This window comes from Ruegeria sp. THAF33 (genome assembly GCF_009363615.1).
Taxonomy (GTDB): domain Bacteria; phylum Pseudomonadota; class Alphaproteobacteria; order Rhodobacterales; family Rhodobacteraceae; genus Ruegeria.
In genome coordinates this window covers 2725024-2749163 of record NZ_CP045384.1, presented here as the reverse complement: position 1 = coordinate 2749163, position 24140 = coordinate 2725024, and the positions used below count along the sequence as shown (strand labels likewise).

26 protein-coding genes and 1 tRNA gene are annotated in these 24140 nt (G+C 57.6%); 16 read left to right on the top strand and 11 right to left on the bottom strand.

Annotated features, from left to right (window positions below):
• Nucleotides 1-657 precede the first annotated feature (657 nt).
• Together FIU92_RS13725 and ettA are read right to left on the bottom strand one after the other, a co-directional pair.
• A complete protein-coding gene (locus FIU92_RS13725; RefSeq protein WP_152459154.1) occupies nucleotides 658-1464 on the bottom strand; it encodes a DUF3800 domain-containing protein in 807 nt (268 codons plus the stop codon).
• 166 nt (nucleotides 1465-1630) lie between these two features.
• Nucleotides 1631-3298: an energy-dependent translational throttle protein EttA gene (gene ettA, locus FIU92_RS13720; RefSeq protein ID WP_152459153.1), complete on the bottom strand. Its 1668-nt coding sequence runs from the start codon at nucleotides 3296-3298 to the stop codon at nucleotides 1631-1633.
• A 136-nt stretch (nucleotides 3299-3434) separates the two neighbouring features.
• Here ettA and FIU92_RS13715 point away from each other — a divergent pair, with 136 nt between their 5' ends.
• The 3 genes from FIU92_RS13715 (at nucleotide 3435) to dacB (ending at nucleotide 6103) form a co-directional block, all read left to right on the top strand.
• Nucleotides 3435-3905 carry an MOSC domain-containing protein gene (locus FIU92_RS13715; protein WP_152459152.1) on the top strand — a complete coding sequence of 157 codons (471 nt, stop codon included), beginning with the start codon at nucleotides 3435-3437 and terminating at the stop codon, nucleotides 3903-3905.
• A gap of 32 nt (nucleotides 3906-3937) precedes the next feature.
• The gene (locus FIU92_RS13710; RefSeq protein ID WP_152459921.1) at nucleotides 3938-4558 is read left to right on the top strand and encodes a nicotinate-nucleotide adenylyltransferase; all 621 of its coding nucleotides are present in this window, start codon (nucleotides 3938-3940) and stop codon (nucleotides 4556-4558) included.
• Between the two features lie 66 nt (nucleotides 4559-4624).
• Entirely contained in the window at nucleotides 4625-6103 is a 1479-nt protein-coding gene (dacB, locus tag FIU92_RS13705) for a D-alanyl-D-alanine carboxypeptidase/D-alanyl-D-alanine-endopeptidase (protein WP_152459151.1), read from the top strand.
• A gap of 19 nt (nucleotides 6104-6122) precedes the next feature.
• Here the strand turns inward: dacB and FIU92_RS13700 are convergent, their stop codons facing one another.
• From FIU92_RS13700 to FIU92_RS13690, 3 genes are all read right to left on the bottom strand, one after another.
• Entirely contained in the window at nucleotides 6123-6545 is a 423-nt protein-coding gene (locus FIU92_RS13700; protein ID WP_152459150.1) for a tellurite resistance TerB family protein, read from the bottom strand.
• A gap of 88 nt (nucleotides 6546-6633) precedes the next feature.
• Nucleotides 6634-7008, bottom strand: a complete 375-nt coding sequence (locus FIU92_RS13695; RefSeq protein ID WP_216597870.1) for an EamA family transporter — start codon at nucleotides 7006-7008, stop codon at nucleotides 6634-6636.
• Nucleotides 7005-7730 carry a bifunctional 2-polyprenyl-6-hydroxyphenol methylase/3-demethylubiquinol 3-O-methyltransferase UbiG gene (locus tag FIU92_RS13690; RefSeq protein ID WP_152459149.1) on the bottom strand — a complete coding sequence of 242 codons (726 nt, stop codon included), beginning with the start codon at nucleotides 7728-7730 and terminating at the stop codon, nucleotides 7005-7007. The genes FIU92_RS13695 and FIU92_RS13690 overlap by 4 nt, the downstream gene beginning before the upstream one ends.
• Before the next feature lie 364 nt (nucleotides 7731-8094).
• Between FIU92_RS13690 and FIU92_RS13685 the strand changes: the two genes are divergently transcribed.
• The 5 genes from FIU92_RS13685 to FIU92_RS13665 all read left to right on the top strand — a co-directional run bounded on the left by FIU92_RS13685 (nucleotide 8095) and on the right by FIU92_RS13665 (nucleotide 13491).
• On the top strand, nucleotides 8095-9669 hold the full coding sequence (locus tag FIU92_RS13685) for a lysine--tRNA ligase (RefSeq protein WP_152459148.1): 1575 nt from the start codon (nucleotides 8095-8097) through the stop codon (nucleotides 9667-9669).
• Nucleotides 9670-9719: 50 nt separating this feature from the next.
• Nucleotides 9720-10121 (top strand): DUF4864 domain-containing protein, encoded by a 402-nt coding sequence (locus tag FIU92_RS13680; RefSeq protein WP_152459147.1) that lies wholly within the window; start codon nucleotides 9720-9722, stop codon nucleotides 10119-10121.
• A 138-nt stretch (nucleotides 10122-10259) separates the two neighbouring features.
• Nucleotides 10260-12548 (top strand): glycosyl hydrolase family 28-related protein, encoded by a 2289-nt coding sequence (locus FIU92_RS13675; RefSeq protein WP_152459146.1) that lies wholly within the window; start codon nucleotides 10260-10262, stop codon nucleotides 12546-12548.
• 143 nt (nucleotides 12549-12691) lie between these two features.
• Nucleotides 12692-13018, top strand: a complete 327-nt coding sequence (locus tag FIU92_RS13670; RefSeq protein WP_152459145.1) for an antibiotic biosynthesis monooxygenase — start codon at nucleotides 12692-12694, stop codon at nucleotides 13016-13018.
• A 65-nt stretch (nucleotides 13019-13083) separates the two neighbouring features.
• Nucleotides 13084-13491 carry a universal stress protein gene (locus FIU92_RS13665; RefSeq protein WP_152459144.1) on the top strand — a complete coding sequence of 136 codons (408 nt, stop codon included), beginning with the start codon at nucleotides 13084-13086 and terminating at the stop codon, nucleotides 13489-13491.
• Nucleotides 13492-13494: 3 nt separating this feature from the next.
• Here the strand turns inward: FIU92_RS13665 and FIU92_RS13660 are convergent, their stop codons facing one another.
• The gene (locus tag FIU92_RS13660; RefSeq protein WP_152459143.1) at nucleotides 13495-13977 is read right to left on the bottom strand and encodes a HugZ family protein; all 483 of its coding nucleotides are present in this window, start codon (nucleotides 13975-13977) and stop codon (nucleotides 13495-13497) included.
• A gap of 143 nt (nucleotides 13978-14120) precedes the next feature.
• On the opposite strand from FIU92_RS13660, the gene FIU92_RS13655 reads away from it, so the two are divergent.
• Together FIU92_RS13655 and FIU92_RS13650 are read left to right on the top strand one after the other, a co-directional pair.
• A complete protein-coding gene (locus tag FIU92_RS13655; RefSeq protein ID WP_152459142.1) occupies nucleotides 14121-14543 on the top strand; it encodes an excalibur calcium-binding domain-containing protein in 423 nt (140 codons plus the stop codon).
• A 157-nt stretch (nucleotides 14544-14700) separates the two neighbouring features.
• Nucleotides 14701-14934 carry a zf-TFIIB domain-containing protein gene (locus tag FIU92_RS13650; RefSeq protein WP_152459919.1) on the top strand — a complete coding sequence of 78 codons (234 nt, stop codon included), beginning with the start codon at nucleotides 14701-14703 and terminating at the stop codon, nucleotides 14932-14934.
• A 5-nt stretch (nucleotides 14935-14939) separates the two neighbouring features.
• On the opposite strand, the gene FIU92_RS13645 is transcribed toward FIU92_RS13650, so the two are convergent.
• The 5 genes from FIU92_RS13645 to FIU92_RS13625 form a co-directional block, all read right to left on the bottom strand.
• Nucleotides 14940-15368 (bottom strand): hypothetical protein, encoded by a 429-nt coding sequence (locus FIU92_RS13645; protein ID WP_152459141.1) that lies wholly within the window; start codon nucleotides 15366-15368, stop codon nucleotides 14940-14942.
• A gap of 43 nt (nucleotides 15369-15411) precedes the next feature.
• A complete protein-coding gene (locus FIU92_RS13640) occupies nucleotides 15412-16119 on the bottom strand; it encodes an ORF6N domain-containing protein (protein WP_152459140.1) in 708 nt (235 codons plus the stop codon).
• Between the two features lie 252 nt (nucleotides 16120-16371).
• Nucleotides 16372-16920: a hypothetical protein gene (locus tag FIU92_RS13635; RefSeq protein ID WP_152459139.1), complete on the bottom strand. Its 549-nt coding sequence runs from the start codon at nucleotides 16918-16920 to the stop codon at nucleotides 16372-16374.
• Between the two features lie 100 nt (nucleotides 16921-17020).
• Complete coding sequence (uvrB, locus tag FIU92_RS13630; RefSeq protein ID WP_152459138.1) at nucleotides 17021-19207, bottom strand: excinuclease ABC subunit UvrB; 2187 nt, start codon at nucleotides 19205-19207, stop codon at nucleotides 17021-17023.
• A 14-nt stretch (nucleotides 19208-19221) separates the two neighbouring features.
• Nucleotides 19222-19479, bottom strand: a complete 258-nt coding sequence (locus tag FIU92_RS13625; protein ID WP_152459137.1) for a hypothetical protein — start codon at nucleotides 19477-19479, stop codon at nucleotides 19222-19224.
• 157 nt (nucleotides 19480-19636) lie between these two features.
• Between FIU92_RS13625 and FIU92_RS13620 the strand changes: the two genes are divergently transcribed.
• The 6 genes from FIU92_RS13620 (at nucleotide 19637) to FIU92_RS13595 (ending at nucleotide 24139) form a co-directional block, all read left to right on the top strand.
• Nucleotides 19637-19948, top strand: a complete 312-nt coding sequence (locus FIU92_RS13620) for an ETC complex I subunit (RefSeq protein WP_152459136.1) — start codon at nucleotides 19637-19639, stop codon at nucleotides 19946-19948.
• Complete coding sequence (locus FIU92_RS13615; protein ID WP_152459135.1) at nucleotides 19949-20425, top strand: GNAT family N-acetyltransferase; 477 nt, start codon at nucleotides 19949-19951, stop codon at nucleotides 20423-20425.
• A gap of 21 nt (nucleotides 20426-20446) precedes the next feature.
• A tRNA-Arg gene (locus FIU92_RS13610) sits at nucleotides 20447-20523 on the top strand.
• Between the two features lie 381 nt (nucleotides 20524-20904).
• Nucleotides 20905-21918 carry an inositol 2-dehydrogenase gene (gene iolG / locus FIU92_RS13605; protein WP_152459134.1) on the top strand — a complete coding sequence of 338 codons (1014 nt, stop codon included), beginning with the start codon at nucleotides 20905-20907 and terminating at the stop codon, nucleotides 21916-21918.
• A 124-nt stretch (nucleotides 21919-22042) separates the two neighbouring features.
• Nucleotides 22043-22963 (top strand): sugar ABC transporter substrate-binding protein, encoded by a 921-nt coding sequence (locus FIU92_RS13600; protein WP_152459133.1) that lies wholly within the window; start codon nucleotides 22043-22045, stop codon nucleotides 22961-22963.
• A gap of 69 nt (nucleotides 22964-23032) precedes the next feature.
• Entirely contained in the window at nucleotides 23033-24139 is a 1107-nt protein-coding gene (locus FIU92_RS13595; protein ID WP_152459132.1) for an ABC transporter permease, read from the top strand.
• Nucleotide 24140: the final 1 nt, after the last annotated feature.

Here is a 24140-nt window from a genome sequence, read left to right as displayed (position 1 = left end):
CCCGGTTCAAAATATCTAAGGCCCCGGAACGAATCCGAGGCCGCAAGATTGGGTGCGTTTAGCAGTGTTGGGGCCGGGTGACAAGAGAGAGTGTCAAACTTCTTCTGTGGCCGTGAAAACCGCACCCTGGCCGAACGCGTCGTGGTTTGCGGCCGGGATGTTAAACCCAGAAATGCACGAACTGTTGCTGGAACTCACAGAGCGGGAACAGGACCTGACAGAAAGGATTGAAACCGTTTCCTTTGAACTTCGGTGCAGTGAGTCCCGATCGGAAGGCTCGGAGATCGGGTTTATTGGTGTCGGGTCGGAAGGTTTCGCGTAAACCGATCTGGAAAGGTGCTGCCCCTGCAATCAGTCCAACATTATGTTTTGAGGTGCTGTTTCTTGGCGGCCGCATTCATGAGTGGGCTGGAGAAGCACACTACCGAGTGACCGCAATCGTCAATCTATCGCGGTATTATTGTGGGTCGGGTTGATCCGGGTTGGAGTGATGGTGTGACGGACGGCGCATTCGGAGAGCTGTAGGATGGGGTTTTACCCCATCATGCGGAAGGTCGGGTTTTGGAGGTGATTTGGTGCGCGGGAACAGATCGTGCGGGTGTTCGAGTAGGGTCGTTGGGTGAAAGATGGGGTAAAACCCCATCCTACGCTTGTTGGTCACTTCATGCTGTCGCGCAGAACGGCCAAACTTGCAAATGGTCCGCTAGCTGGAGATTTTACCTCTCTGCGAGGTCTTTTGTCCAATAGACTGTTCTTTTTTAAGTCGTTCAGGCGGTCCGAAAAGATCTCTCGCAGATAAGCGTAGTCTTGGTATTCTTCTGGGCAAACTTCATATGCGGCCAAGCGGCCTACCAACGTCGCAATCCAATCTGCGGCTTGAATGTTCTGGTTGAGGTAACTCTCCACTTCAAATGGCGGGCTTGCAAGGTGAATACACGGTTTATGCCCGAACATTGTTTTTGCGGCACATTCTAACAGTTCTTTACGTGCTGAATGTTGGTCGACGATAACTACGAAACTGCTATTGCGCGCATGGCAAAAACGATCAAGTTGCCGCAGCGTATGAGCGAAGCAGGTAGTGTAAAGACCTATTGAGTTCAGGTCCTCGTGTAGCCCGCGCTTTTTCTCTCGCCCGTAGTAGAATAGATGTCCCCCAGAATCGCCGACTTTTTTCATTACGCGATGTAACAAGCGACGAGCTTCCGTGTATTGCCGCATCGGCTTTGGTCGAATAAATGAGGTGCCTTTCTTCTCCCACTTCGCGGCCATCTTGCCAGTGCTATCGATTTCGGCTTTGAAGTTCAGCCCCTTTTGCTTAAGAAAATAGCTCGCAAAAGGGCGAACGGCTTCCTCCGGCAGTATTATCCCGGCTAGCCCAAAAACTGGGCTTTCATTGTGTTTTCTGGACGATCTTTCTATGTATGGGCCAATATGCCCAAACTCATCGAGGTAGACGAAGTACATTAACTCAGAAGCCCGCACCTAAAGTGCGGGCCCTGGAACGAGCGCGGAAAGGATTCCGCATCTCCTGAATCGCACTTAGCATTAAGAACCATACCTTTCAAGTGAATTAAAGATGAGCTTGGTGCCACTTTGTACAAGCAACACCGCGCGCTACAAAATGTAGTAGTTACCTCGCAAACTTCTTATGCTTCAACCGCTTGGGCTCCAGCGCATCCGGTCCCAAACGGCGCTTTTTGTCCTCTTCGTAGTCCTCGAAGTTGCCCTCGAACCATTCCACGTGGGCATCACCTTCAAAGGCCAGAATATGCGTACAGATCCGGTCGAGGAAGAAACGATCGTGCGAGATCACCACGGCGCAGCCGGCGAAATCGACCAGGGCGTCTTCCAGTGCGCGCAGGGTTTCGACGTCCAGATCGTTGGTCGGTTCGTCCAGCAGCAGGACGTTGCCGCCCTCTTTCAGCAGGCGGGCCATGTGGACGCGGTTACGCTCACCACCCGATAGCAGCGAGACCTTTTTCTGCTGGTCGCCGCCCTTGAAGTTGAAGGACGAGCAATAGGCGCGGGAATTGACCTGTGCGTCGCCCAGTTGAATGATCTCGGCGCCGCCGGTGATTGCCTCCCACACGGTGTCGTTGTCTTTCAGGTCGTCGCGGGACTGGTCGACATAGGACAGCTGCACCGTGTCGCCGTATTCGATGATGCCGGCATCGGGCTTTTCATGGCCGGTGAGCATTTTGAACAGGGTCGATTTACCGGCGCCGTTGGGGCCGATCACACCGACGATGCCACCGGGCGGCAGGCTGAACGAGAGATTTTCGATCAGTTGCTTGTCGCCCATGTGCTTGGCCAGCCCGCTGACCTCGATCACCTTGCTGCCAAGGCGCGGGCCGTTGGGGATGACGATCTGGGCGCGGGTCAGCTTTTCGCGTTCGGACTGTTCCGCCAACTCGTTATAGGCGTTGATCCGGGCCTTGGATTTGGCCTGACGCGCCTTTTGACCCTGACGCATCCATTCCAGTTCGCGCTGAAGCGTCTTCTGCTTGGATTTGTCCTCGCGGGCCTCTTGCTCAAGCCGCTTGGCTTTCTGCTCCAGCCACGAGGAATAGTTGCCCTCGTACGGAATGCCACGGCCGCGGTCCAACTCGAGAATCCAGCCGGTGATGTCATCCAGGAAATAACGGTCGTGGGTGACGATCAGGATGGTGCCTTTGTAGTCGATCAGGTGCTGTTGCAGCCAGGCGATGGTTTCCGCGTCCAGGTGGTTGGTCGGTTCGTCCAAGAGCAGCATGTCGGGCGCTTCCAGCAGCAGCTTGCACAGCGCCACGCGGCGTTTCTCACCACCCGAAAGGTTGGCGATGTCGGCGTCGTCCGGCGGGCAGCGCAGCGCCTCCATCGACACGTCGATCTGGCTGTCCAGATCCCACAGGTTTTCCGCGTCGATCGCGTCCTGAAGGGTGGTCATTTCCTCCATCAGCTCGTCCGAATAATTCTCGGCGATCTCCATCGCGATCTCGTTGAAGCGGTCGACCTTGGCCTTTTTCCCGGCCACGCCCAGCATGACGTTTTCGCGAACGGTCAGGGATTCATCCAGTTGCGGTTCCTGCGGCAGATAGCCGACCTTGGCGCCCTCGGCGGCCCATGCCTCGCCGGTGAAGTCGGTGTCGAGGCCGGCCATAATCTTCATCAGCGTCGATTTACCGGCGCCGTTGACACCGACGACACCGATTTTCACGCCGGGCAGAAAACTGAGGTGGATGTTTTCAAAGCACTTCTTGCCACCGGGATAGGTCTTGGAGACACTCTGCATGTGGTAGACATATTGATAGGCGGCCATGTCGCGTCCTCTGGGTCGGGAAATTGGGTTGAAACGCTGGATATCCGAGCGGGACGGGCGGGGCAAGCTGGTGGTATTGTGAATTTCGTCTTTGGGTCGGGCGGCATAGTGTGGGTGCGTTGTAAATGGGGGTGTTATGTCGGAACTGGCCGAGTTGATTGCGGGTTGGGCGCAGCCCGGTTGCGTGACTTGGATCGGAGCGCGACCAGAGCGCCGGGCCGAGATGGTGTCACTCGAGGAATCCGTGATTACCGAGGCCGGTCTGATCAGTGACCGTGCCCGCGTTGGCAAGCGGGCGGTTACCCTGATCCAGCAGGAGCATCTGGCGGCGATTGGGTCGTGCCTGGGGCAGGGGCCGGTTGCGCCTGAAATCCTACGGCGCAACCTGGTGGTTTCGGGGATCAATCTGGTGGCGCTCAAAGGGCGCGAGGTGCAGGTGGGCGAGGCGATTTTGCGCCTCACCGTGATTTGTGCGCCGTGCAGCCGGATGGAAGAAGCGCTGGGCAAGGGTGGCTATTCCGCCGTGCGTGGGCACGGAGGATGGTGCGCCGAAGTCGTGCGGCCCGGGCGGGTTCGGCTGGGTGATGTGGTGCAACCTGTTGATTGACAACGCCCCGCAGTTCTGAACATCAGCAGGGTATGGAGCGGTACGGCATACCCTATGCGCGACCTGGGCAGGTCGTCGGTCTGTTCGGCGGGTCGTTTGATCCACCGCATCAGGGCCATGTGCATGTCACGCTTGAGGCGATGAAGGCGTTCGGGCTGGATCGGGTTTGGTGGCTGGTATCGCCGGGCAATCCGTTGAAGGAACGCGGGCCCGCGCCCATGGACAGGCGAATGGCGGCAGCGCGGAATGTGATGCAGCATCCGCGTGTCGAGGTGACGGACATCGAGGCGCTGACAGGTACACGCGCGACTGCGGATACTCTGACAGCGTTGCAGCGATTGTATCCACAGGTGCGATTTGTCTGGCTGATGGGGGCGGACAATCTGGCGCAATTCCACCGCTGGAAAGATTGGCGAGGGATCATGGACAGTGTCCCTGTCGGTGTGGTCGCACGGCCCGGCGACCGGATATCCGCCCGGATGTCCAGGGCGGCGCGGGTCTATGCCAAGTACAGGATCGACGGGCAGGCGCGGCATCTTTTGGGGCGGGCGCAGGCTCCGGCCTGGTGTTTCGTGAATGTGCCGATGGTTGATGTCAGTTCCACCGAGATTCGGACGCGCGGCGAATGGCGCGCGGAAGTGTTGCCGGAATAGCCTTGCGCGGCGCATAATCGCAGCGAGCGGTTGCGCGCATTTGATCTGTGGGATTTTATTCCAACTATGGCTGGTCGTTTTTCACGTCGTGAGTTTCTGGGAGGATTGGGGGCGTCTCTGATCCCGGCAGCTGGTCTGGCACAGGCGCCGCTGGTCTCGCTCAGGCCGCGCGCGCGTGTGGCGCTGTTGAGTGGCGCCGAGCGTTTGGTTGCGGCCGCAGGGTTGACGGGCGAAGTTGTTTTCGCCGTCGCGGATGTGGCGACCGGAAAGCCGCTGGAGGTTTTTGGTGAAGGTGCGGGCTTGCCCCCGGCCAGTGTCGGCAAGGCGATGACCGCGCTTTACGCGCTGGACGTTCTGGGACCCGACCACCGGTTCGAAACCCGTTTGATCGCAGATGGGCCAATTGAAAACGGGATTTTGCATGGCGATCTGATACTGGCAGGCGGGGGTGACCCGCTTTTGGATACGGATGCGCTGGCTACGATGGCGGCCAACCTGCGCGAGGCCGGAATCACCGAGGTTCGAGGAGCCTTCAAGGTCTATGACGGGGCGCTGCCCTTCGTGTTCAGCATTGATCCCGGTCAGCCGGATCATGTGGGGTACAGCCCGGCGGTAAGCGGGATATCGTTGAATTTCAATCGGGTCCATTTCGAGTGGAAGCGTGCCGGTAAGGGTTACGATGTGACCATGGATGCCCGCAGCGCGCGATATGTGCCGGCAGTTGATGTGGCAGCCATGCGGGTCGAGAACCGCAGCTTGCCGATCTATACCTATCAGCCAAGCGCGCGGCAGGACCGCTGGACCGTGGCCAAGGGCGCGCTGGGCAATGGCGGGGCACGCTGGCTGCCTGTGCGCAAACCCGCATTGTACGCAGGTGATGTGTTTCGCACTTTGGCCCGATCCAATGGAATCGTTCTGAACCACGCGCAAGTGACACGAGAGGCGCCAAAAGGCGTCGACCTTGTGGTGCATCGCAGCGATCCATTGAACAGTATTTTGCGCGGGATGCTGAAATACTCGACGAACCTGACGGCCGAGATGGTCGGACTGGCCGCAACCAAAGCGCGGGGCGTTGACCCGCGCAACCTGGCGGAGTCGGCGGCCGAGATGAACCGTTGGGCGTCTCAGAGCTTTGGCGTGAACGGGATCGCGATGGTCGATCATTCCGGTCTTGGCGATGCCTCGCGTATGGTGCCGGCGGATCTGGTCGCGGCCCTTGTCGCGGCCCGGAAAATGGGCGCATTGCGCCCATTGATGAAGCCTTTTGCCTTGACGGATCGCAATGGGCGGCCGGTCAAGAACCACCCGATCAAGGTCGATGCCAAGACAGGCACATTGAACTTCGTATCTGGGTTGGGCGGTTTCCTGACAACGGCGGACGGGGTCGATCTGGCCTTTGCCATTTTTACGGCGGACGTGGCCCATCGCGCCAAGATTCCCCGCGCACAACGCGAACGGCCTGAAGGCGCGCGAAGCTGGAACCGCAGGTCGCGGAAACTGCAACGGGCCTTGCTGGAACGTTGGGGTTCGCTCTACGGAAGCTAAAACTCGCAGATTGCCAAGATCAGACCGTGTGGCGCGCGCGTGCCCCGCGTTCGATTGCGGCGGCATGCAGACGGTCGATATTCAGTTCGTACCGGATTTCTTCCAGCAGGCGCAGTTCCGTTTCGGCCAGCGAACCATCGGCGGCTGCGACATCGCAAGCCAGCGCATAGGCCGTTTCGTTCAGACGCTCGGGGAGGTTTTCGCGGATCAGGCCAAACAGCGCATCCAAACCGTCTTCCTGTTCGAACAGGTCAAAAACAATCTGTGATACACGACGGGTCCGATCGATGTCATACCCGGCAAAGACCGGCAGCATGTTCACGGCAACCTCGATCTTGACCAGCTCGGCGGTTCGGATGTTTTCGTCAGACGCCGAGACTGCAACCATGATCGCCACAAGGCAATCCTGCGGGGACATCGGGTGGGGCACTTGCTCGGTCATGGGATGGTCCTGATTGGGGTCGTTCGAGGACGCACGATATGAGCGCAGCGGGTCAGGTTCAACACCTTGTTTCATCCATCCCGCGCGATCAGGTATTCATGACCATCATTCCCGAAATCAAAAGCGCGGCCCCCAGCCAGTAGCGCAGCCCAAGTGTTTCGCCGAAGAAGACGTGCGAGGCCAGTGGCACAAGAACGAAACTGAGGGCCATAAAAGGGTAGGCCTGGGACAGAGTCAGATACCTCAAGACATACACCCACAGCACTGTAGCCGAGCCATAGATGGCAAAGGCTGTCAAAAGGAAAGGATCGAACAGCGTCTGGATGAGGCCCGCCAATCCGGTGGCTTCGCGCCCATCAATCCGGTTTCCCGCCAGTTTGAACAGAATTTGCCCGGCCGAGATCATAACTGGTGTGAACAGCAAACCAGCCCAGACCAGTGTCGTTGGGGCGGGCGGAGTCATCCTTGGTGCTCCGGTTCCGGTTTTTCCTCGGGGCGGTCTTCGCAATAGTAGATGTCGCGCCCCAGGTCTTCGCAGACATGGATGTCCGGGCTGGGATACACCGCGCGCAGAAAGCTGTGGGTGTAGGGGAAAAAGTTGAAATGCGGATTGAAGGTGTACCTGCTTTCGCGTTCACGCGGGACGACGATAATGACGCGTTTTCGCGCGACACGACGCAGTTCAGCGATTGCTTGACGGTATTCCAGAAGATGCTCGATCACGTGGGTACAGATTACGGTGTCAAAGCTGTTGTCTTCAAACGGCAGTTCTTCGATCCGAGCTGCAACATAGTCGATATTGTCGATGGCAGCCGCATCATCGACGACGAAATCCACCCCTGTCAGTTGCGTGATGTCGGGCCGGGCGGCCTTTATGCGTTGCAAAAGAACTCCGGTGCCGCAGCCGATATCGCAGATGCTCTGCCCGACGATATCCGTGGCAATCCGCTTGATGCAGGCTTCGGAATTGTCGGTGCCCTGATGCACGCGCGGATGATCGCGGTAGAGCTTTTCGTATTCGTCATCCGTCAGATAGGTTGCGCGTTCACGGAATTCGGCAAGGCGCGTGATATGGTCGCCCCAAACCCTGCATGCCAGCCAATGAAACGCGGCGCTGTCACGCAGGATAGGCGGCACGATATCTTCGAGTACAAAGCGTATACGGTTGGTGGTTTCGCGTCGCATCCCGTTTCCTCTGGTCCGGGGAACCCCCCCGTGTCGCCTTTGTCTAACACTGCCCGGTGAGCGTGCGAAACAACCAGGTCAAGTTTGCGCCCGCGCGCGTGTCTTTTTTGTTTCGGGGGAACAATCGGCCCACCATTGTGGCCTGAGCAACACTGGCCGGTGAAAATGCAGCGCAGATATCCCGGACAGAGTGTTTGCGGGCCAAGGAACGTTTCCCTACCTGCCCGAGGGCGACTGTTTTTTGGCGCAGTGTGTCGCGAATTGCGCCACTGCTTTATTGACTCATGCTGCACTGGCACAATAGGAGGGGCCGGTCCGGTTGCATGGGGTGACCGCGACACTTTCCCCGATGGAGCACATTGAAATGTCTGAACTGCGTGAAACCGCGATGTCGTCCAAGGCCTGGCCTTTTGAAGAGGCGCGCCGGTTGCTCAAACGCTATCAGAAGGGCGCTCCGGAAAAGGGGTATGTGCTGTTCGAAACCGGTTACGGCCCGTCTGGCTTGCCGCATATCGGAACATTCGGCGAGGTCGCGCGGACCACGATGGTCAAGCGCGCGTTCGAGGCGCTTTCGGACATACCGACCAAGCTGATCTGTTTTTCGGACGATCTGGACGGGATGCGCAAAGTGCCCAGCAACGTGCCCAACCCGGAGGCGCTTGAAGAACATTTGCAGCGCCCGTTGACTTCGGTTCCCGATCCATTTGGCGAATACCCCAGCTTCGGCGAGCACAACAACGCGATGTTGCGCCGGTTCCTCGATACCTTCGGATTCGACTATGAGTTCTATTCTGCACGCGATTTCTATCGGTCAGGCCAGTTCGACGAGATCCTGAAGCGCGCGGTCCACAAGTATGATGACGTGATGGCCATCATGCTCAAAAGCCTGCGGGAAGAGCGCCAACGGACCTATTCGATTTTCCTGCCGATCCATCCGGAAACCGGGCGGGTTCTGTATGTGCCGATGAAGAAAGTGTGTGCAGAGACCTATACCGTCACATTCGATGACGAGGACGGCAAGGAATGGACCGTGCCCGTCACTGGCGGCAACGTGAAATTGCAATGGAAGCCTGATTTCGGGGCGCGCTGGGCAGCGCTGGGCGTCGATTTCGAGATGTACGGCAAGGAACATGCTACCAACGAAAAGATCTATGACGCGATCTGCCGTGCATTGGGCGGCCGTGCGCCCGAGCATTTTTCCTATGAGCTGTTCCTGGATGAGAATGGCCAGAAGATCTCGAAATCGTCCGGCAATGGCGTGTCGATCGACGAATGGCTGACCTACGCGCCGACCGAAAGCCTGGCGTATTTCATGTATCAAAAGCCCAAGACAGCCAAGCGGATGCACTTCGACGTGATCCCGAAGGCTTATGACGAATATCATCAACAGTTGCGCGCCTATCCGGGGCAGGACCTAAAAGCTCAGCTGAACAATCCGGTCTGGCACATTCACGGTGGCGACGTTCCCGAATCGACCCTGATCGTACCGTTTGCGATGTTGCTGAACCTGGCGTCGGTTTCGGGCGCGGAAGACAAGGAGACGCTGTGGGGCTTTATTCGCCGCTATGCGCCGGAAGCAACGGCTGAAAGCCATCCCGATCTGGATCAGGCCGCGGGCTTTGCGGTTCGCTACTTCAACGATTTCGCCAAACCAACGCGCAAACATCGCTCACCCACGGATCAGGAGCGTGAGGCGCTGGAAGCGCTGAAAGCCGCGCTTGAGGCTTATGATGGCCCGACCGAGGACGAGGCGCTGCAATCAGTGGTCTATTCCATCGGGCGTGAGCGGTTCGACCCCATGCGCGGTTGGTTCACGGCGTTGTACGAAGTGCTTCTGGGTGCATCGCAGGGCCCGCGTTTTGGCGGCTTTATCGCGCTGTACGGTGTGCCTGAAACAATTTCCCTGATCGACAAGGCGCTGGCCGGAGAGCTGGTCTGATTTGACCTGATCCCGTATGGGGCTACTCTTTTTTTGCAGGAGGTGGCCCCATGCGTCGATTTTTGCTTGCTGTATCCCTGAGTGTTGGGCTGGGGTCGGGCGCATTTGCGCAAAACGCAGAGATCGAAGCAAACATTTCGGCGCAGATACAAGCCTTCAAGGCGGATGATTTTGCCACGGCCTTCACCTTTGCCAGCCCCAGCATCCAGCGCCTTTTTCAGAACCCCGACAATTTCGGAGCAATGGTACGCAATGGGTATCCGATGGTCTGGCGTCCTTCCGAATTTCGTTTTCTGGAGTTGCGTGAAATTGCAGGAGCCCTGTGGCAGAAGGTGATGATCACCGACGCAAACGGGCGTGTGCACATACTGGACTATCAGATGATCCCTCTGGAGGACGGTTGGAAAGTCAACGGCGTCCAATTGTTGGGCACCGCTGACCCTGCGGCCTGAGGCAACACCACCGTCACGGTGATATGAGCCGTGGTTAACTCTCTTTCGGTATTCAGACTGACGCGTTCGGGGCGGACCTGGACACGGGGTTTGGACGCGTCGCCAGATTGGTGCGGCGCGATTTAGAAAGGGTTTTCAATGAACAAGGCAATCACTGACGGCATCGTCTTCATGCCGCCTCAATTCGCGAATGGCCTGACCGTTTGGTCTGCGGGGGACGGAACGCCCGGCTCGCCCACATATGGCGGATCCGGCACGGGGGTTTTCGTGCCTGCGGATGCCGATTTTGGTGGCTGTCTGGAGATCCTGAAAGTCCAAACCACCCAACAGCTTCGGTATATGGGCCAGACGCCGATTTTGCCCGGTTGCTATTTGCAGATCAAAGCGCGGGTCAAGGCGATCAGCGGCCCTTTGCCGTCGGTGCGCATAGCGGCCTGGGCCGGGGGCGCAGGGGACACGCATGTGGCAGGAGTCGTGGAGCAGGGGCCTGCCACACAGCTGTCGGGCTATGGAAGCGTGCATGAAATAACGGCGATCGTCGGAACCGGCAAACGCCCCGGCGTGGACATGCCTTGGGGGCTGGCCGCCCTGTATGGCCATTTCGGTCTGGATATTGAGGGCGCGAATGGGGCGCTGGTGCGTGTCGACGACCTGGAGATCACGGATGTCACCGGTGTTTTCCTGCGTGAGATGATCAGTGTTGTGGATGTGCGTGACTATGGGGCCATCGGCGACGGTGTGACGGACGATTCAGCTGCGTTTGAAGCGACCGATCAGGCGGCGGGTGGCCGTCGGGTTTACGTTCCGCAAGGGACTTATCATCTGGCCGAAAACACCAGTATGACCTCCGAAATGGACTTTGAAGGCACAGTTACCATGCCGGATGACAAGATGCTGTTGCTGACAAAGGATTTCCATCTGCCGGCTTACATTTCGGCTTTCGGAGACGAAGAACTGGCGTTCAAAAAAGCGTTTCAGGCCCTTCTGAACAATTCGGATCATGACTCGCTGGATTTGGGTGGTCGCAAGATTTCCGTCACCGCGCCGATCGACATGGCCGCAGCGGTTCCCAACAAGCAGAGTGGTTTTTCAACCCGTCGCGTGATCCGGAATGGTCAGTTTGACGTCAAAAGCAGTTCGGCTTGGGATACGGAAACGTTCACCTCGACTGCGACCTATGATCCGTCGGACAAAACGCGTCTGACCAATGTCGCGAATGTCGCCAACATTCCCGTCGGGTCCTACGTTGCCGGCAGCGGAGTCGGGCGTGAAATCTATGTACGGTCAAAGAACGTCGGTGCGGGTGAGATCACACTGAGCGCGCCCCTTGTGGGGGCGTCGGGGACCCAGTCCTTTTCGTTCTATTCATTCAAGTACCTGCTGGATTTCAGCGGCTTCAGCACGCTTCGAAAATTCGGCATGGAGCAGATCGAATTTCAATGCAACAGCCGATGCAGCGGAATTCGTTTGGCGGCCGCCGGCAGTACATTTTCGTTGAACGACTGTTTTGTCAGCCGCCCGAAAGACCGGGGGATCACGTCGACCGGAACGGGGTGCAAGGGCATGCTGATCGACAATTGCCAGTTCCTGTCAGCAGAAGAAGCCCTTGTCGTTACGGACCGGTATTCCATTGCGTTGAATACCAATTCAAACGATGTGAAGCTGCGCCACAACCGAGCCGTGCGTTTCAGGCATTTCGCTGTTCTGGGCGGTGACAACAACATGATTCTGGGCAACCATGTCTTTCAGGGCGATAGCATCCCGCAAGGTGTGCGTACGGCCGGTTTGATCATGATCGGCACCTACAACAGTTCCACTATCGCCGAGAATTATGTCGACAACTGTTTCATCGAATGGACGAATGAACGCGACCCGTCGCCGACATACACGAGTGGTTTTTCGTTCAGTGCGATGAGCATCACGGACAACATCTTTTATTCTAGTCAGGCCCCGTCCTGGTTTAGTTTCATCGTCATTCGCCCCTATGGGCCCGGGCATTTTCTCAATGGCCTGGTCGTGACCGGCAACAAGTTTCGTGCCACGAGCGGTGAAATCTTCCGAGCGGAACGGGTGGATACAAGCTTTGCCGACTTGAACAAAGACAGGCACACCAACGTGACCTTCCAGAACAATACGTATCATGGCGTAACCAGGAAATCCGCAAACCCGTTGAGGGTTCGCTATACGCAGAACTCGGTGTCCAATCTTTGGCCTGTTTCGGCAAACGGACAGTTGCCATTCGACGGCAAGGCACGAAGCTGCGATGGGGTTGCGACGATCGGTGTGCTCTCGGGAGTGTTCAACAACCATGTCTTCAGTGCGCCTCATGTTGAGGTCGAACAGGGGGCGACAGGCGACAGTTTTCTGTTGCGCTGGCCAGAGCATGTGAAGGGTACGGCCTCGGTTCTGATGCGCATGGAACGTTAAAAGGCTGTCTGGCCACTCCGAAACGGGTGGCCATTTCACTCTGATCTGACCGTAAATGACTGACCCGGTTTGCAAGGTCGGCAGGAAATAGGCGACGTTTCATTTTGATGTGTTAGGCTTGGGACAGAAAGTGGAGAATCCCGATGCTGAAAATCGCCAAAAACGCCAGTGTTCAAACAGTTATCACGACCTTTGAAATGACGCCTGGCACCTGTCAGGACCTTCTGGAAGCTTTGACGGATGCCTATGCCGAGTTCATTTCGAAGCAGCCAGGTTTCGTTTCCGCCGGGCTGCACGTCAATGACGCACAAACCCGAATAGCAAACTATTCGCAATGGGAGCGCCGCGAAGATTTCCTTGCCATGCTGCGCACGCCTGAAATGCGCGATCGCAACCGCAAGATCAACGAACTCTGCAAAAGCTTTGAGCCGGTCATGTATGACGTCGCTGAGACATTCGGCAGTTCCTGACCTGAATCAAAGCCTGCAATTCATATCTGTTTCAAAGTTAGCCTGCAAAATTGGAGGCTCACATCATGTATCACAACATTCTGGTCCCCATCTCGTTCGATGCTGAAAGAGATACATCCGGGCCTTTGAAGCTGGCCCAGATTCTGGCCACGCCAGACGCGCAGGTGACATTGTTGCATGTGGTCGAGCATATTCCAAACTATGCAATCTCGTATATGCCGTCCGAATATCTGACAGAGGCGCGTAAGGCGATTCAGACAGAACTGGATGAACTGGCATCGCAGCTGCCGAATGCCAAGGGTTTGGTGATCGAGGGACATTCCGGCCGGACCATTCTGGATTGGGCCGAGGCGAACAAGCCCGATCTGATCATAATTGCGTCCCACCGGCCGGGGATGCAGGACCTGCTTCTGGGCTCTACCGCGTCTCATGTCGTTCGTCATGCGGGATGTGCCGTGCATGTGGTCCGCTGATGGCTAGAAATCCTGTGCTGTAAGGCGATAGGCCTTGCCAAATCCGGCGTTCAAAAGACCGTCCTGAATGGCGAACCGGACCAGTCCGAAATCGGCGAAATCGATATAGAGTTTCGCTTTGGGCCGTCGCGCCAAGTACCGGTCGCGCAAGTCACCATAGCCTGCCATGTCCCGGTGAACTGGCTGAGCGATCACGTGCAATGTCAGGCGCGGATGGGTCAGCGGTTCGCCCTTGTCTGCGGGCTCTCCGATCAGAAGGGCGCAGTTGGGGCAAGTGCTCAGCGCGCGCGTATGTTCCGCAAGGGTTGAAATCAGCGAGACAGGGCAACCTGCTTCATCCGTGGCCAACGCGATCCGTGAGACAGACGGCAACTCGGTGTCAGGGCGCAGAAAGGCCAGTGCGGCAAATTTGGCCTTAAAGAGAAGGTCTTGTGCTTGCAAGCGCGCCGCTGCGTCGGGCGTGTGATAAGGATCGGATAGGGTCACGATATCGGTTCGGCAGCAAAAAATCGGGCAGATGACAGGTTCCCTGTCATCTTAAGTGCCTGAAATGGATTGCGCCATTTGTTTTACCTCAGCGATATGGGATTGCCTCGGCTTTGCCACAAATCGACGTTACAGATCAGGCAATGCTGTTCAAGAAACCCTCGCAGGATACGCCTGATCCGAAGCCGCGGCCGTCCAGACGACACCGGCGCGCAGAAGCGACGCGCAGGCATGCGCTGTCTCCGCTACGCATACTGGTCATGGTTCTGTTGTTGCCGCTGACCACCGTGCTGATCGCCACGGGTGTTTTTCTGCGCCTGTCCGAATTTGAGCGGGAAGAGGCGGTGATCCACCTGATCGCATTGGCAGGTTGTGATGCGACGCAGTCGCTGGGGGTGGGGCCGTTTTACGAGGGGCAGGCGGGTTATCACAAGCGCAATGACCCGGATGGCGACGGGGTCGCCTGTGGCGCTGCCAGCGTGCCGCGGGCAACTGCGCCGCCAGTTCACAACGATCCCGAACCGCAACAGCGGTCTCTTGGAACGGCAAAGTTCGTGCGCCCCTGACGGTTGTAATCGCGAAGTCCAGAAATTGTGCCTGGGCCGGGGCCAGTTGCTTGTGTCATCCAGCTTGACCCAAGCGAACGGGCGTCATGTCACAGAGGGATGGCAATGCAGCGGATCAACCCCATCTCATATAAATAGCAAAACAGGAGATCGTATGATGCAATGCCCGATTGACGGAACTCAACTGGTCATCACGGACAGAAACGGGGTTGAAATCGACTATTGTCCGCAATGCCGAGGTGTCTGGCTGGATCGGGGCGAACTGGACAAGATCATCGAGCGGTCAACAGCGTATTCTCCGCCAAAGCCCGGTTACGATGACCGAGCGGATCACGGCTATCGCAAGAAAAAGAAACGTGGCGGTTTTCTGGAAGATCTGTTCGATTTCTGACCCGGTCAGGACAGCTGAGCCCCGGCACATTCGCGGAAAATGCGAACCTGGGGCGCTGCACCGTCCAAGGGAAATTCACTCACCCTGTCCTGCGTAAACGCATAGGCGGTCCGGTTGTATTCCAGCCCGTCCAGCACGTTTCCAAATCCGGTATCGGTGACTGTCAGCATCGATGCACCGTCGGACAGAACATGATGCGGAGTGGCGATTTCGATGGGGTTCGGCCCCTCGAACCGCATCGCGAACCATGGGGTATTGGTCCAACCTTCGGTCATGCGGGTCACGGACAGGGTATAGAGCGGCTTTGCCGGGTCATAGGTCAGGAATATCTCTGCCGTGTCCGTTACGTGTGACAGGGTGCAGATCTGGCCCACCGTTGCTTCCCATGCGGCGGCGGGTGTGCCGAGGATCAATGATAACAGGACAACGCGCATGGGGCGGAGTCTAGCGGCCGAAAGGTCCGGGGCAAGGGCTGCGTCAGCCTTTCATCGCATTCAGCAATTCCAGCAACCCCTTGCGGTCGTCATCATCGGCATAATCGCCGGCGGCCAACCGTTCGGCGATCCGCAGGCGCAGACGCTCGTGCTGGGTGCGCACCTCTTCGCCTGCGGTTTCGGCCAGGGTCTTCATGATCACCGCCACTGCCTGCTGGCGTTTGGTGGTGGGGTTGGCGATGTAATCGACCAGGCTTTGTTGCCCGGAATCGAGGATGTTTTCGGCCAGCGCCCGCAACTGATCGCCATTGGGCAGCAACGGGGCGGCGGCGTCTTGGGGTGGCAGGATCTCGGGCGCGCTGCCTGGGGTTTCGGTCACGGCGTTGGCGCCGTCGACGAATGCCTCGGTGATCATGCGGGTGATCTTGATCGCGCGCGGGTCTTTGAACAGGGCCGAAGCGATGGCCACGCCGTAATCGGTATAGACCCAAGGATTAATCCGCCGCCCGCCGCGGCCCTTGGGTTTTGAGATCACATTCTGTGATTGCAAATCGGCGACCTCGGCATCGGTCAGCTGAAAACGGTAGCCCTCGAACAGGTCCTTGTTGCGCGAGACGGCCTGATTGAAGGCGCTGACGGATTTTCCGTAGAACTGCGCCAGATCCTCGGCAAGTACCACACGGGTGCCGCGCACCCGGTGAATGGCGCTTTGGACCTCATGCGTGCTGGGCAGATTTTTAGGGTTCGTCATGGCAACCGTTTGGAATCACAATTTGTGATTTCAAACGTGGAGGAGTGTGCGCTGGGCTGCAAGGGTGGAGTGTTGGGGCTCAAGTTTGTCATTTAGATCGCGCACGAACTAATATGGACCAAATTTGCAAATTGCTGCTCGGGCCGCTAAATAAATTGTGTGGCCTGCTAGAGTGTGGGGTTGGAAGCCACCTCTAGCAGGACCGCGCCGTGCGGGAAAACCCGCGAAGCAACTCCTTGTGGAAGGGAGCGCTTATTCTGCTTCTGGAGCCATTGCCATAATCACATTTGCAATCTTTTTCGCCTCGCTATGTGACACGTCAACAGGTAGCCCATTAATCTGAACTATACAGTCGGATGACAAGGCGATTGGCACATTAATTGTGGGGCCGCGGCGACTTGAGATATCAGTATCAACTCGTGGAGGGCGGTCCGACGGGCGAGGCATTTCTACTTCAGACTCAATGCGAGTTGCTGTGCGTTTTCGAGGAGTGGCGCTTACTGAAAAATTAGCGGGGTTTTCCTTGTAGCGAAAAAAGTCATCAAGAGAACTGTTAACACGGGACTTATAGACCCTCAGACTCTTCGGTGCATATTCGCCTCCTTGGAGGTTGGCGAATCTTTGGGCTACAACATCTAGATCCAAATTTCGCAAGTCTGCCAATTCTTCTGGATCGAGCACAGAGAGCACTTTGTTGCAAGACGCCTTTCTCGAAACAACCGTGTTACGATTCATTAGCCCCTTTTTTCCTAGGTAGCCTAAGAAATCGATAAGTGCATCAAATGAGTAGTCCTGAGCCATTGCAGCCTCCTTAACGCATTGCTACGCGATTCGGAGGGGTGCGTCAACATATGGCGTCAACGTTGCAATAAAATATGTATACGCGTTAACTTGGCGCGTATTAACGCTTCCTTCTCTTTACATTCCCACCCCGCTGCCCCGGCCTGCCAGCCGTCGACCGTCCGCGTGATTTCACTGCGTCTTCCGAGGCTTTCTCGACCGCCCATTGGCGTGCCATTGGGTCGTCGGCGACGGCCAGATCGACCGCTTCCAGACGTTTGATTTCGTCCCGGATGTTGGCGGCCTCTTCGAATTCAAGGTTCTCGGCGGCTTTGCGCATTTGCTCGCGCAACCCGTCCAGATGTGCTTCCAAATTCGCGCCGTGCATCGGTTTGTCGATTGTGGCGGTGACGCGGTTCATGTCGACGTCGCCGTCGTAAAGACCGGCCAGAACGTCTTCGACATTCTTCTTCACCGTCTCGGGGGTGATGCCGTGTTCCTCGTTGTAGGCAATCTGCTTGGCGCGGCGGCGGTTGGTTTCCTCCAGCGCGCGCTCCATGCTGCCGGTGATCTTGTCGGCATACATGATCACGCGGCCCTCGGCATTGCGGGCGGCGCGGCCGATGGTCTGGATCAGCGAGGTCTCGGACCGCAAGAAGCCCTCTTTATCCGCATCCAGAATGGCGACCAGCCCGCATTCAGGGATGTCCAGCCCTTCGCGCAGCAGGTTGATACCCACCAGCACGTCGAAGGCCCCCAGCCGCAGGTCGCGCAGGATCTCGATGCGTTCCAGCGTGTCGATGTCGGAATGCATGTAGCGGACCTTGATGCCCTGTTCGTGCAGGTATTCGGTCAGGTCCTCGGCCATGCGTTTGGTCAGCGTGGTGACCAGCGTGCGGAAGCCATTGGCGGCAACTTTGCGCACTTCGTCCAGCAGGTCGTCGACCTGCATCTCGACGGGGCGGATTTCGACCTCGGGGTCCAAAAGGCCCGTGGGGCGGATCACCTGTTCGGTGAAGACGCCGCCGGTCTGTTCGATCTCCCACTTCGCCGGGGTGGCCGAGACAAAGACGGATTGCGGGCGCATGGCGTCCCATTCCTCAAACTTCAAAGGCCGGTTGTCCATGCAGGAGGGCAGGCGGAACCCGTGTTCGGCCAGGGTGAACTTGCGGCGATAGTCGCCCCGATACATGCCGCCGATCTGCGGAACGCTGACGTGGGATTCGTCGGCGAAGACGATGGCGTTGTCGGGGATGAATTCGAACAGGGTCGGGGGCGGCTCGCCCGGCGCGCGGCCGGTCAGATAGCGCGAGTAGTTCTCGATCCCGTTGCAGACGCCGGTGGCCTCGAGCATCTCCAAATCGAAATTGGTACGCTGTTCCAGCCGCTGCGCCTCGAGCAGCTTGCCCTCGCCCACCAGTTGATCCAGCCGCTGGCGCAGTTCCTTTTTGATGCCGATGATGGCCTGCTGCATCGTCGGTTTCGGCGTGACATAGTGCGAGTTCGCATAGACGCGCACCTGTTCCATTGTCGCGGCGCGCTCGCCGGTCAGCGGGTCGAATTCGGTGATGCTTTCCAGTTCCTCACCGAAGAACGAGAATTTCCAGGCGCGATCCTCAAGGTGGGCGGGCCAGATTTCAAGGCTGTCGCCCCGCACCCGGAATGACCCGCGCTGAAATGCCTGATCGTTGCGGCGATATTGCTGGGCCACAAGATCGGCCATCACTTGCCGCTGGTCGTATTCGTGTCCGACCTTCAGATCCTGTGTCATCGCCCCGTAGGTCTCGACCGAGCCGATGCCATAGATGCACGAGACCGAGGCGACGATGATCACGTCGTCGCGTTCCAGCAGCGCCCGCGTGGCCGAGTGGCGCATCCGGTCGATCTGTTCGTTGATCTGCGATTCCTTCTCGATATAGGTGTCCGATCGCGCGACATAGGCCTCGGGCTGGTAGTAGTCGTAGTAGGAGACGAAATATTCGACCGCGTTTTCCGGGAAGAAGCCTTTGAACTCGCCATATAGCTGCGCCGCCAATGTCTTGTTGGGGGCGAGGATGATGGCCGGGCGCTGGGTTTCCTCGATCACCTTGGCCATGGTGAAGGTTTTGCCCGTACCAGTCGCCCCCAACAGAACCTGATCGCGCTCGCCATCCAGAATGCCGCTTGCAAGTTCCTTGATTGCGGTTGGCTGGTCTCCTGCGGGGGCGAAATCCGTATGCATGACAAACCGTTTGCCGCCTTCCAGTTTCAGGCGGGCCCGAACATCTTCGGTTGTCATTTGGGTCTTGTCGGAATGGGCGTATGGCATGGGCAGGCTCCGGATCAGGCCCTTACACTTGTTCTTATTTTGTCCAACTGCAAGGGCTGATCCGGTACAAATCTCCCAGTTTCGACACTGGGCAGATACGCATCCGGATTGTGATCCGAACCAACCTTGCCGGCCAACGCGGCAAGCTCGCCTTCGAGAGCCTTCGTCATCATCGGTTGGCCGGCGATCACGGCATGGGCTTCGGTCGAGGGCATCGCCCGGTTGTTCCCGGGGTTCGCGTCGACGCCCAGAATGCACTCACGATGGATCATCTGCTTATCCTTCGGCTGATTTGTCGAAGATCATAGTTGGCCCTGATGACAGTTTCTGTCATAGGCTTGCTTCGACAATCCGCGACAATTGTTGTCTTGTCCCGGGCTGCGCTCTGACGCATAAACAGGTCCAGCCAAGTGAGTACGGAGAGGCGACATGCGCGCACGGATTTACCAGCCTGCAAGGAATGCGATGACTTCAGGGATGGCCAAGACACGCAAGTGGGTTCTGGAATATGCTCCCGCTTCGGCACGTGAGGTTGATCCGCTGATGGGCTGGACATCATCCAATGATACGCAAACCCAGATACGCCTGAAATTCGACACCAAGAAAGAGGCGATGGATTATGCCAGGGACAATGGCATCGATGCGCAAGTCAGCGAGCCGCACAAGCGCAAACCCAACCTGCGCGCACGCGGCTACGGAGAAAACTTCGCCACTGACCGCCGTGGCCCCTGGACTCACTGAATGATCGAAATTCGCGAGGCCGACCCCACCTCGGACGTGTTGCGTCCGATTGTGGAAGCTCATTTCGCCCACAGCGAATCGGCCGGTCCTGCGGAAAGCAACCATACGATGAGCGCAGAATCACTGGCCGGACCGGGCATTCGATTCTGTGCGATTTACGACGATCAGCAGGCGTTGGGCTGCGGCGCCTTGAAACTGTTGCCCGATGGCACGGCCGAGGTGAAATCGGTGCATATCCTCGCACAGGTACGGGGGCGCGGACTGGCGCGTGTCATGATGGCTCATCTGGCCGATCTGGCGCGCGCAGAAGGCGTCGAAGCTTTGGTTTTGGAAACCGGGGCAGACCATCTTCCAGAGTATGATGCCGCCCGCAAGCTTTACGAAGAGTTGGGTTATTCCTATTGCAGACCGATCTTTGGGTACAGTGACGATCCGAACAGCGCATTCATGCGCTTGGCTCTTGAACCCCGCTCGTAAAAACCGCAAGAAGGGTGCAGCGGTCCCTTAGCTCAACTGGATAGAGCAGCTGACTTCTAATCAGCAGGTTGAGGGTTCGAGTCCTTCAGGGATCGCCATTCTCGAACGTCAATTTCGATGAACACGTCAGGCCGCAATGCGGGCTGTTTCTTCGCGGTTGTTGGGTGAGGTATGAAGGGCTGGACGAGGGGGTCATGCCAGCCCTTCTAAGGGGTCACAGAGTGGTAGTGTGTGTTCCTTAACCAAACATTAACCTGATTCACCATGTTCCGAAATTGGGGGATTCCCGTAGGACGGCCAATGCGCGGATTTCAGCGTGTGAGTTGCAGCTGGCGGATCGGGATCCGGGGTCATAACGCGAATTCTTCAGGATGATTTGGGGCCTGAGCCGTAAAAGCGCCAAGGTTGTGAAAAAAATATTGCAACCGGTTGCAAATAGAATCATTGTTGCGCGCAACAACAAGATTCGGGAGATCTGTATGTTGAACGTCGGATTGTTGGGTGCCGGGCGCATCGGGCGTGTTCATGCGCAGGCGATTGCATCGCATCCGGGCAGCAAACTCATTGCTGTTTCCGATGCCTTGCCAGAGGCCGCGGCCAGCCTTGCCAGCGATCATGGGGCCAAGGCGCGCAGTTCCGAAGAGATCATTGCGGATCCGGAAATCTGCGCGGTTCTGATTGCAACTCCGACAGATACGCATTCTGACCTGATTGAAGCAGCGACAGGCGCAGGAAAAGCCGTCCTGTGTGAAAAGCCCGTTGATTTGGACCTGAAGCGCGCCATGGAATGTCTCAATTCGGTCTCGGAACGCGGCAAGCCGGTCATGATAGGGTTCAATCGGCGATTTGATCCCAATTTTGCGACCTTGAAGGCGGGGTTGGATGCGGGTGAGATTGGCAAGGCAGAGCTCTTGTCGATCACATCGTTTGACCCGGCGCCGCCACCGGTCAGCTACGTAAAGGTGTCTGGCGGTTTGTTTCGGGACATGATGATTCATGATTTTGACATGGCGAACTTCCTGATGGGGGACGTTCCCGAAACAATCTCGGCGGTTGGGTCTTCGCTTGTGGATGCTGAAATCGGCGCCGCGGGGGATGTGGATACAGCGGCAGTTACAATGACTTACGCGGATGGCCGCATCGCGGTCATCAAGAATTCGCGGCGCGCGGCCTATGGCTATGACCAGCGGGTCGAACTGCTGGGCTCCCAGGGGTTGCTACAGGCTCAGAACATGCTGGAAAACACTGTCGTCAAGTCAACGGCGGACGGTGTCGTGGGTGCCAAGCCTACCTATTTCTTCCTGGAACGCTACATGCCTGCATACCGCGTGGAATGGGCCGCATTTGTCGACGCTGTTGAAAGTGGATCCGAAGTTCCGGTCACGCTGAAGGACGGTGTTGCAGCGCTGGCGATGGCCGAGGCCGCAACCCTGTCGGCGCGGGCAGGAAAACCGGTACGGATGGAAGAAATTTTGAAACCGGTTGCAAAATGATCGAAATTCTTCAAACTAACATCAGCTCGGCCCAGCGCCGCAGCCACTGAGATTCGGCACAGCCGGATGATCGGGGCTGGTACCCCGACAGAAGATCAGACTGAACCATTGGGAGGAAACTGAAATGAAGAAATTCGTTAAAGGCGCGCTTGCTGCGGGGGCACTGGCCTTGGCCACACCTGCATTTGCGCAGGAAATCGTGGTCGTGTCGCATGGCCAGGCCAATGACGCATTCTGGAACGTCGTGAAGAACGGCGTTGAGCAGGCCGGAAAAGATGTCGGTGTCAACGTGGAATATCGTGCACCTGAGACCTTTGACATGGTTGCCATGTCGCAGCTGATCGACGCAGCCGTGAACCAGGAGCCTGACGGGCTGATCGTCTCGATCCCGGATGCCGATGCGCTTGGCCCCTCGATCGAACGTGCGGTTGCCGCCGGTATCCCGGTGATCTCGATCAACTCGGGTGCGGAAGTGGCCAAGGAACTGGGTGCTTTGCTGCATGTGGGTCAGGACGAATATGATGCGGGCAAGGCGGCTGGTGAAGAGCTGGCCTCGATGGGTGGAACGAATGCGATCTGTGTTAACCACGAGGTCGGCAACGTGTCACTTGACCTGCGCTGCGAAGGCTTCACCGAAGGGTTCGGCGGTAAAGTAACCGTTCTGCCGACCTCGAACGATCCGTCCGAGATCGAGTCCAAAGTTGCCGCCGCGTTGGCCGCTGACGAAAGCGTTGATACCGTTATGGCTCTGGGCGCAAGCTCGGCCGGCGAGCCTTCGGTCGCCGCGGCCAAAGCCTCGGGGCGGGATTTGAATGTTGCCTCGTTCGACCTTTCGGCCAACTTCCTCCAGTCAATCGTGGATGGTGACGCGGCCTTTGCCATCGACCAGCAGCAGTACCTTCAGGGCTACCTGTCGGTGAACTTCATGGGTCTGCACGCCAAATACGGCCTGATGCCGGGTGGCGACGTGCCTTCGGGTCCGAACCTGATCACTCAGGACAAGGCCGCACAGGTCATCGAACTGTCCGCGCAAGGTATCCGCTGATTTCGGCGCGGCTCGACAAACAACAGGATCGGCGCCAACGCGCCGGTCTCACCGAATTGGGAGGAAACCATGAGTGAATCAGCGCCCGTCCTGTCGGACGAAAGGGTCAAGAAAGAACCATTCCTGACCAAACTGATGAAAAGACCCGAGCTGGGCGCCATTGCAGGTGCGGTTCTGGTATTCGTGTTCTTTGCGATCACCGCAGATGAATCGATGTTCACTCTTGCCGGTGTCATGAACTTCATGACTCCTGCGGCACAGTTGGGTATCCTGGCGATCGGTGCGGCACTGCTGATGATTGGTGGAGAGTTCGACCTGTCGATCGGATCGATGGTTGCGTTCTCGGGGCTGTTTTTCGGCGTCTGCGTCGTGACCTGGCAATTACCGCTGATCTTTGCCATCCCAATGACATTCGTATTTGCGGCCTGTGTCGGTGCGATTAACGGCAATATCGTGATCCGTTCTGGCCTGCCTTCGTTCATTGTAACGCTGGCGTTTCTGTTCATCCTTCGTGGCCTGTCACTGGTGGGTCTGAAAATGGCGACAGGCGGTTCGACCCAGCTGCGCGGCGTGCGCGACGCGGTCGAAAACGACTGGCTGGCGCCCTTCTTTTCGGGCGAAGCATTCGGCAGCCTGTTCGCATGGCTGGCCGCCAACGGCATGATCGATACATTCAAAAGCGGTGCGCCCAAGGTCCCCGGTATTCCGGTCGAAATCCTGTGGTTCATCGTCATTACACTGGCGGCGACCTACGTGCTGCTGCGTACCCCGGTGGGGAACTGGATTTTCGCCTCGGGTGGTGACAGCACGGCTGCATCCAATTCGGGTGTACCGGTGAACCGCGTCAAGGTTTCACTGTTCATGCTGACGGCGTGCTGTGCCGCCCTTGTGGCGATCATCACCGTCATGGACGCAGGCTCGACCGATGCGCGGAGGGGGTTCCAGAAAGAATTCGAGGCGATCATCGCCGCGGTGATCGGCGGCTGCCTGCTGACCGGCGGATACGGCTCGGCCATCGGGGCTTTCTTCGGCTCGATCATCTTTGGAATGGTCGTCATCGGACTGACCTATACCGACTTTGATCAGGATTGGTTCCAGGTCTTCCTGGGTGCCATGCTGTTGATTGCCGTTCTGTTCAACAACGCGATCCGCAAGCGCGTAACCGGGGAGCGCTGAT

Excerpts from the sequence above, each read along its gene's own strand:
- FIU92_RS13670 (WP_152459145.1), top strand. The coding sequence starts at position 12,692 with ATGCTGAAAATCGCCAAAAACGCCAGTGTTCAAACAGTTATCACGACC.
- FIU92_RS13655 (WP_152459142.1), top strand. The coding sequence starts at position 14,121 with ATGCTGTTCAAGAAACCCTCGCAGGATACGCCTGATCCGAAGCCGCGG.
- FIU92_RS13640 (WP_152459140.1), bottom strand. The coding sequence starts at position 16,119 with ATGACGAACCCTAAAAATCTGCCCAGCACGCATGAGGTCCAAAGCGCC.
- FIU92_RS13595 (WP_152459132.1), top strand. The coding sequence starts at position 23,033 with ATGAGTGAATCAGCGCCCGTCCTGTCGGACGAAAGGGTCAAGAAAGAA.
- FIU92_RS13700 (WP_152459150.1), bottom strand. The coding sequence starts at position 6,545 with ATGACCGAGCAAGTGCCCCACCCGATGTCCCCGCAGGATTGCCTTGTG.
- FIU92_RS13615 (WP_152459135.1), top strand. The coding sequence starts at position 19,949 with ATGATCGAAATTCGCGAGGCCGACCCCACCTCGGACGTGTTGCGTCCG.
- FIU92_RS13620 (WP_152459136.1), top strand. The coding sequence starts at position 19,637 with ATGCGCGCACGGATTTACCAGCCTGCAAGGAATGCGATGACTTCAGGG.
- FIU92_RS13675 (WP_152459146.1), top strand. The coding sequence starts at position 10,260 with ATGAACAAGGCAATCACTGACGGCATCGTCTTCATGCCGCCTCAATTC.
- FIU92_RS13715 (WP_152459152.1), top strand. The coding sequence starts at position 3,435 with ATGTCGGAACTGGCCGAGTTGATTGCGGGTTGGGCGCAGCCCGGTTGC.
- FIU92_RS13665 (WP_152459144.1), top strand. The coding sequence starts at position 13,084 with ATGTATCACAACATTCTGGTCCCCATCTCGTTCGATGCTGAAAGAGAT.
- FIU92_RS13650 (WP_152459919.1), top strand. The coding sequence starts at position 14,701 with ATGCAATGCCCGATTGACGGAACTCAACTGGTCATCACGGACAGAAAC.
- FIU92_RS13690 (WP_152459149.1), bottom strand. The coding sequence starts at position 7,730 with ATGCGACGCGAAACCACCAACCGTATACGCTTTGTACTCGAAGATATC.
- FIU92_RS13685 (WP_152459148.1), top strand. The coding sequence starts at position 8,095 with ATGTCTGAACTGCGTGAAACCGCGATGTCGTCCAAGGCCTGGCCTTTT.
- FIU92_RS13645 (WP_152459141.1), bottom strand. The coding sequence starts at position 15,368 with ATGCGCGTTGTCCTGTTATCATTGATCCTCGGCACACCCGCCGCCGCA.
- dacB (WP_152459151.1), top strand. The coding sequence starts at position 4,625 with ATGGCTGGTCGTTTTTCACGTCGTGAGTTTCTGGGAGGATTGGGGGCG.
- FIU92_RS13725 (WP_152459154.1), bottom strand. The coding sequence starts at position 1,464 with ATGTACTTCGTCTACCTCGATGAGTTTGGGCATATTGGCCCATACATA.
- uvrB (WP_152459138.1), bottom strand. The coding sequence starts at position 19,207 with ATGCCATACGCCCATTCCGACAAGACCCAAATGACAACCGAAGATGTT.
- iolG (WP_152459134.1), top strand. The coding sequence starts at position 20,905 with ATGTTGAACGTCGGATTGTTGGGTGCCGGGCGCATCGGGCGTGTTCAT.
- FIU92_RS13635 (WP_152459139.1), bottom strand. The coding sequence starts at position 16,920 with ATGGCTCAGGACTACTCATTTGATGCACTTATCGATTTCTTAGGCTAC.
- FIU92_RS13710 (WP_152459921.1), top strand. The coding sequence starts at position 3,938 with ATGGAGCGGTACGGCATACCCTATGCGCGACCTGGGCAGGTCGTCGGT.
- FIU92_RS13680 (WP_152459147.1), top strand. The coding sequence starts at position 9,720 with ATGCGTCGATTTTTGCTTGCTGTATCCCTGAGTGTTGGGCTGGGGTCG.
- FIU92_RS13600 (WP_152459133.1), top strand. The coding sequence starts at position 22,043 with ATGAAGAAATTCGTTAAAGGCGCGCTTGCTGCGGGGGCACTGGCCTTG.
- ettA (WP_152459153.1), bottom strand. The coding sequence starts at position 3,298 with ATGGCCGCCTATCAATATGTCTACCACATGCAGAGTGTCTCCAAGACC.
- FIU92_RS13625 (WP_152459137.1), bottom strand. The coding sequence starts at position 19,479 with ATGATCCATCGTGAGTGCATTCTGGGCGTCGACGCGAACCCCGGGAAC.
- FIU92_RS13695 (WP_216597870.1), bottom strand. The coding sequence starts at position 7,008 with ATGACTCCGCCCGCCCCAACGACACTGGTCTGGGCTGGTTTGCTGTTC.